This is a genomic window from uncultured Stenotrophomonas sp., assembly GCF_963519925.1.
In the GTDB taxonomy this organism is placed as follows: Bacteria; Pseudomonadota; Gammaproteobacteria; order Xanthomonadales; family Xanthomonadaceae; genus Stenotrophomonas; species Stenotrophomonas maltophilia_AE.
The window spans coordinates 48550-54549 of sequence record NZ_CAUQPH010000013.1 but is presented as its reverse complement, the minus strand read 5'-3'; the positions used below and the strand labels follow the sequence as shown (position 1 = coordinate 54549).

At 66.7% G+C, this 6000-nt stretch carries 7 protein-coding genes; 2 read left to right on the top strand and 5 right to left on the bottom strand.

Annotation, left to right across the window (positions count from 1 at the left end):
- Positions 1 to 62 precede the first annotated feature (62 nt).
- Positions 63 to 557, bottom strand: coding sequence for a hypothetical protein (locus RWO33_RS04665; protein ID WP_314102593.1), 495 nt, complete (start codon positions 555 to 557; stop codon positions 63 to 65).
- 411 nt (positions 558 to 968) lie between these two features.
- On the opposite strand from RWO33_RS04665, the gene RWO33_RS04660 reads away from it, so the two are divergent.
- Positions 969 to 1151, top strand: coding sequence for a hypothetical protein (locus tag RWO33_RS04660; RefSeq protein ID WP_314102592.1), 183 nt, complete (start codon positions 969 to 971; stop codon positions 1149 to 1151).
- 83 nt (positions 1152 to 1234) lie between these two features.
- Complete coding sequence (locus RWO33_RS04655; RefSeq protein ID WP_314102591.1) at positions 1235 to 1492, top strand: hypothetical protein; 258 nt, start codon at positions 1235 to 1237, stop codon at positions 1490 to 1492.
- A 53-nt stretch (positions 1493 to 1545) separates the two neighbouring features.
- Here RWO33_RS04655 and prpE read toward each other — a convergent pair whose 3' ends face one another.
- The 4 genes from prpE to RWO33_RS04635 form a co-directional block, all read right to left on the bottom strand.
- Entirely contained in the window at positions 1546 to 3423 is a 1878-nt protein-coding gene (prpE, locus tag RWO33_RS04650) for a propionate--CoA ligase (protein ID WP_314102588.1), read from the bottom strand.
- 90 nt (positions 3424 to 3513) lie between these two features.
- Positions 3514 to 4128, bottom strand: a complete 615-nt coding sequence (locus RWO33_RS04645; protein ID WP_314102586.1) for an RluA family pseudouridine synthase — start codon at positions 4126 to 4128, stop codon at positions 3514 to 3516.
- 90 nt (positions 4129 to 4218) lie between these two features.
- On the bottom strand, positions 4219 to 5205 hold the full coding sequence (locus RWO33_RS04640; protein ID WP_145481781.1) for a malate dehydrogenase: 987 nt from the start codon (positions 5203 to 5205) through the stop codon (positions 4219 to 4221).
- A gap of 115 nt (positions 5206 to 5320) precedes the next feature.
- Positions 5321 to 5815, bottom strand: coding sequence for a peptidylprolyl isomerase (locus RWO33_RS04635; RefSeq protein WP_314102584.1), 495 nt, complete (start codon positions 5813 to 5815; stop codon positions 5321 to 5323).
- Positions 5816 to 6000: the final 185 nt, after the last annotated feature.

The following is a 6000-nucleotide window of genomic DNA, read 5'->3' as shown; positions in this document are numbered from 1 at the left end:
GGCGTAGAGCCACGCAGGGCGTGGCTCTACGCCAGGGCGGCCTCCCCGACCCCCGCCGACGGTCAGGCCGTCTCTGGCTGGCTGCTCAGCAGGGCGCGGGTCTCTTCGAGCCAGCGGTTGGCCAGCGCCGGGCTCTTGGCCTTGGACACCGCGGCGGCCATTTCCGGCCACAGTTTCTCCAGCCCGGCCGCGTCGGTGCAGCGTTCGATCTTGAGCTGCATGAAATAGCCCTTCAGGCCAAGGTGCCTGCGCACCGATTCGCTCATCCAGTCATACAGCTGCTTGTACAGCGCCGGGTCCTGTTCGCGCCCGGCGGTCAGCGCGCGCGGCGCCGCCGGTGCCAACGCACCGCCGACGATCTCGATCAGCCCCATCTCCTGCAGCTGTGCCAGCGCGTCGTCCGGCGCGCGCAGCCCGGGCAGCATCGCGGTCAATTCATTGTCATCGCGCTGACCATCGACCATCAGCAGGATGGAGCGCAGCCCCGGCAGCAGCCGGCGCGCGCGGTCTTCGATTTCCTGACGGCCAGCGGCCGTCTTGGCATGGATGTACGCCATGTGTCTCCCCCTGTTGCGTGGTCCCCCTGCACGCAGTGCTCCCGTATCCAACGGCAGCCCCGCGCCCCCTTGCGTCCGTCCCGGTGCCCGACCCCGCCGCACGCGCCATCCCCGGCGCGTCACGCAGCATGCAGGCACCCGGCCCCGAGGCTCGGACCCTGCTCCGGCCAAGCCCCACCGCGGTCACCCCCGCAGCTTACCCGAGGTCTTCCCCAGCGGATAATGCGGCGCAACAAACGGCACGCGGTCCCGCATCCATAGCGCCAACGTCCGACCCCAAACGGCACCCGGCGTCGCATCAGACACGGAAACCACACTCGAGCGTAAGAATGAGACGTCGGACATCCCAGCGGCGCCGCCACACCGACTAGCCTCTGCCTCCCGATACGGGATGACACGGAGTTCAAAACAGTGCGCGAGCTGGACAGCGAAGAAGTGCGGCAGGTATCCGGTGCAGGCATCTACACCGACAATCATCGTCTCCAGTTCAGGGACATGGCAGCCGGCGCGATCATTGGTGGAATTGTTGGCGGTCCCGTGGGCTTTGCGGGTGCCCTGCTGCTGGGTGCCATCACTGGCTATCGGCCCAAGTAGCACCGCGCGATGGAAAATCAGTCTCCCCGCGCCGTTCAATGAACGGCGCTCTCCGACGCACAATCCAGGTAAGGAACTGTCCGATGAAGCTTCCAGCTCCGCTTCTGGCGAATTGGCTACTTCGTAAAATGAGCGAGCGGCATCCCGTGCCTCGCCTTTCGCCACCGTTCCCACTCGCCCTCGCTGTCAATGCAATCAGCTTCCTCGCTACCTGGGGAGTCCTCGCAGCAGGATGGATGCTGGTCGGCTCTGATCACTCACTGGCGTTCATTTTGGCCAGTACGATCGGCGGTTCATTGCTGTACGGCACCATGATGGCTGCGGCCAGGCCCAAGTCCTAGCCACGCCGCATCGGCCTCATCACAGCGTCTTTGCACATCTCGGCGCGCACACTTCAGCGCCCCAGCGCGCGCCGGATCTCGTCGAGTGCGCCGGGATCGTCCAGCGTGGACAGGTCGCCTGGGTCGCGCTGTTCCGCCAGTGCCTGCAGCGAGCGTCGCAGCAGCTTGCCCGAGCGGGTCTTGGGCAGGGCGTTGACCAGGTGGATGTGCGCCGGGCGCGCCACGGCGCCGAGGGTCTCGGTCACGCGCTTCATCATCTCGGCCACCACCGCGCTGCCATCGCCGTCGACCGCCTGCCTGAGGGTGACGAACACCAGCGGCACCTGGCCCTTCAGCTCGTCCTTGACCCCGATCACCGCCGCTTCGGCCACCAGCGGGTGGCCGGCGATGCACTCCTCGATTTCGCGCGTGCCCAGCCGGTGCCCGGCCACGTTGATCACGTCGTCGGTTCGGCCAAGGATGAAGGTGTATCCATCCTCATCGCGGATGGCCCAGTCCAGCGAGCTGTAAAGCAGCTCCTTGAAGTGGCTGAAGTAGCTCTGCAGGAAGCGCGCGTCGTCGTTCCACACCGTGCTCATGCAGCCCGGCGGCAGGGGCGGCACCATCACCAGCACGCCCTTCTGCCCGGGCTGTACTTCTTCGCCTGTATTCTCGTCGATCACCTTCATGCGGTAACCGAGGTTGGGGAACCCGGGCGAGCCGAAGCGGACCGGCTTGAGGTCCACGCCCGGCAGCAGGGTCAGCGCCGGCCAGCCGGTTTCGGTCTGCCAGTAGTTGTCGATGATCGGCTTCCCCAGCGCATCGTTGATCCAGTGCGCGGTGGGCTCGTCGAGCGGTTCGCCGGCCAGGAACACGTACTTCAGCGCGGCCAGGTCGTGGCGCTTGATGAAGTCGGCGTCGTGTTTTTTCAGGACGCGGATCGCGGTGGGCGAAGAGAACAGCGTGCGCACGCCGTACTGTTCGCACAGCGCCCACCAGATGCCCGGATCGGGGTGGGTCGGCAGGCCTTCGTACAGCAGCGAGGTGCAACCGCCGATCAGCGGGCCGTACACATTGTAGGAGTGCCCCACCGCCCAGCCCACGTCCGAGGTGGAGAACATCACCTGGCCAGGCTTGCAGTCGAACACGGTTTCCATCGACTGCGCCATCGCCACCGCGTAGCCGCCGACATCGCGCTGCACGCCCTTGGGCTTGCCGGTGGTGCCGGAGGTGTAGAGCAGGTAGCTGGGTTCGCTGGATTCCAGCCACACCACCGGCACGTCCTGGTCGCCCACTTCCTCGCGCAGCGTGGCGTAGTCCACGTCGCGCCCCGGCACCTTCGGTTCGGCCGGGTCCAGGCCGCGCGAGACGATCAGCACGTGCGGCGGCGGCGACTGCGCTTCGGCGCAGGCGGCATCGACCATCGCCTTGTACGGAATCACCTTGCCGCCGCGCTTGCCGGCGTCGGCGGCGATCAGCAGTTTGGGCGCGGCATCATCGATGCGCAGCGCCAGGTTGTGCGCGGCGAATCCGCCGAACACCACCGAATGGATCGCGCCGATGCGCGAGCAGGCCAGCATCGCGAACACGGCCTCGGCCATGTTCGGCATGTAGATGACCACGCGGTCGCCGCGCTGCACGTCCAGCCGCTGCAACACCGCGGCAAAGGCGTTGACCTCGCGGTAGAGCTCCCGGTAGGTGATCTCGCGGGTGACGTTGGTTTCGGTGGAGATCGCCACCAGGGCGAGCTGGTCCGGCCGGTCGACCAGGTGGCGGTCGACGGCGTTGTAACACAAGTTGGTCTGGCCGCCGACGTACCAGCGCCGGAATGGCGGGTTGCTGTAGTCCAGCACCTGCGCGGGCGGAACGTGCCAGTAGATGCGGTGCGCTTCCTCGGCCCAGAAGGCTTCGGGTTCCTCGATCGATCGGCGGTAGACCTCTTCGTAACGCATGCCAGCCCTCCCAGACAAAGACATGGGTCCGAGCATAGTCCGATGCCGGGCCGCGGGCCGTCCGACCTTGGTCGTACGCGCCGCCGTGGGCTAGAACGGCACCGTCGAGTCGAAGCGCATGGCCTGCCCGCTCCGCGGATGGATGAACTGCAACCGGCAAGCATGCAGGTGCACGCGTGCCGCCGGCGCCGCTCCGTACAGCACGTCGCCCACGATCGGATGGCCCAGGCTGGCCATGTGCAGGCGCAACTGGTGGCTGCGCCCGGTGACCGGCTCCAGCTCCACCCGGGTGCGCCGGCTGTCGAGGTCGCGGGCCAGCACCTGCCAGCGGGTCAGGGCCGGCTTGCCGGCGAGCAGGTCCACGCGCTGCTTCGGACGGTTCGGCCAGTCGACGATCAGCGGCAGGTCGACCTCGCCCGCATCGGCATCCAGCAGCCCCTCCACCACCGCCAGGTAGCGCTTGCCGACCTGGCGCTGCTGGAACTGCACCGACAGCGCGGCTTCGTTGGGCTTGCCGCGTGCATGCAGCAGCAGTCCGGAGGTGACCTGGTCGAGCCGATGCACGGTGAGTGCGTCGGGATACAGCGCCTGCAGGCGCGCGATGACGCAGTCCTGGTTTTCCGGAAGGCGACCGGGAACGGACAGCAGGCCGGCGGGTTTTTCCGCGACCAGCAGCGCGTCATCGATGTAGTGCAGCTGGATCATGGAGGCATGGTATGACGGATGCGAAACGGGGACGCCGAAGCGTCCCCGTTCAATGCGCGGTAGGCGATGACCGTTGGTCATCGCATGCGGTCAGCCCAGCAGGTGGGCGACGCCGGCGCGCTCTTCTTCCAGCTCGGCCAGGGTCTTGTCGATGTACTTCTGGCTGAAGTCGTCGACCGGCAGGTCCTTGACCAGGGTGTACTCACCGTTCTCGGTGGTCACCGCGAAGCCGAAGATCACGCCTTCCGGAATGCCGTAGGAACCATCGGACGGCACGCCCATGGTGACCCACTTGCCATTGCTGCCCAGCACCCAGTCGCGCACGTGGTCGATGGCGGCGTTGGCGGCCGACGCAGCCGAGGACGAGCCGCGGGCTTCGATGATCGCCGCGCCGCGCTTGCCCACGGTCGGGATGAAGGTGCTGGCGTTCCATTCCTGGTCGTTGATCGCATCGGCGATCGAGGCGCCGTCGGCGGTGGCGAAGCGGTAGTCCGGGTACATGGTCGGGCTGTGGTTGCCCCACACCACCAGCTTCTCCATGCCACCGACCGGCTTGCCCAGCTTGGACGACAGCTGGCTCAGCGCACGGTTGTGGTCCAGGCGCAGCATGGCGGTGAAGTTGCGCGGGTTCAGGTCCGGCGCCGACTTCATGGCGATGTAGGCATTGGTGTTGGCCGGGTTGCCGACCACCAGCACCTTCACGTTGCGGCTGGCCACCTTGTTCAGCGCCGCGCCCTGCGCGGTGAAGATCTTGGCGTTTTCCAGCAGCAGGTCCTTGCGCTCCATGCCCGGGCCGCGCGGACGCGCGCCGACCAGCAGGGCGATGTCGGCATCCTTGAATGCCACTTCGGCGTCATCGGTACCGACCATGCCGGCCAGCAGCGGGAACGCGCAGTCTTCCAGTTCCATCATCACGCCGCGCAGCGCGGCCTGGGCCTTGTCGACCGGCAGCTCGAGCAGCTGCAGGATGACCGGCTGGTCCTTGCCCAGCATTTCGCCGGAGGCGATGCGGAACAGCAGGGCGTAGCCGATCTGGCCGGCGGCGCCGGTCACGGCAACACGAACAGGTGCTTTCATGGGGATTTCCTCTGCTAAGAAGCGGTGTGGGAGTGGCCACCGGGCGGGGAGAAACCTGGCAGGGCGGCCGTAAACGCGAAACGGCCTCCCGTCGAGGGAGGCCGTTATAGGGGAATTACTTGGCCGGGATCAGCTTGTTCCACTCGGCCACGCGCTCGGCCTGGGCGGCCAGCACGGCGTCGGTGTCGCCTTCCAGGGTGATCGAGTGGATCACGTCGCCCTGCTTGACCGAGTCGACGATCGCCTGGCCGTCCAGGACCTGGCCGAACACGGTGTGCTTGCCGTCCAGCCAATCGGTCTTGATGTGGGTGATGAAGAACTGGCTGCCGTTGGTGTTCGGGCCGGCATTGGCCATCGACAGCGAGCCGACCTGGTGCTTCACGCCGTTCTTCTCGTCCTCGAACTTGTAGCCCGGGCCGCCAGTACCACGACCCTGCGGGCAGCCGCCCTGGATCATGAAATCGGGGATGACGCGGTGGAAGATGAGGCCGTCATAGAAGCCCTTCTGGACCAGGTTCACGAAGTTGGCGACGGTCAGCGGCGCCTTGTCGGCGAACAGCTCGACCTTGATCGGGCCCTGCGTGGTGTCGAAAGTGGCGATGAGGGACATGTGGATCCTTGATTTTCGGGGGTTGTCGTCAGCCCATAAGGATACACCGGAGGGCCACACCCGGCCCGCCTGACCATGGTCGAACCCGCCCGGTAGCGCCGGCCGTTGGCCGGCCCTCAGGTAGCCTCGGGCCACCCAGCGCCCGGCATTACCTGAATGGGCGAAAGGGAGTTTTCGCGTTTGGT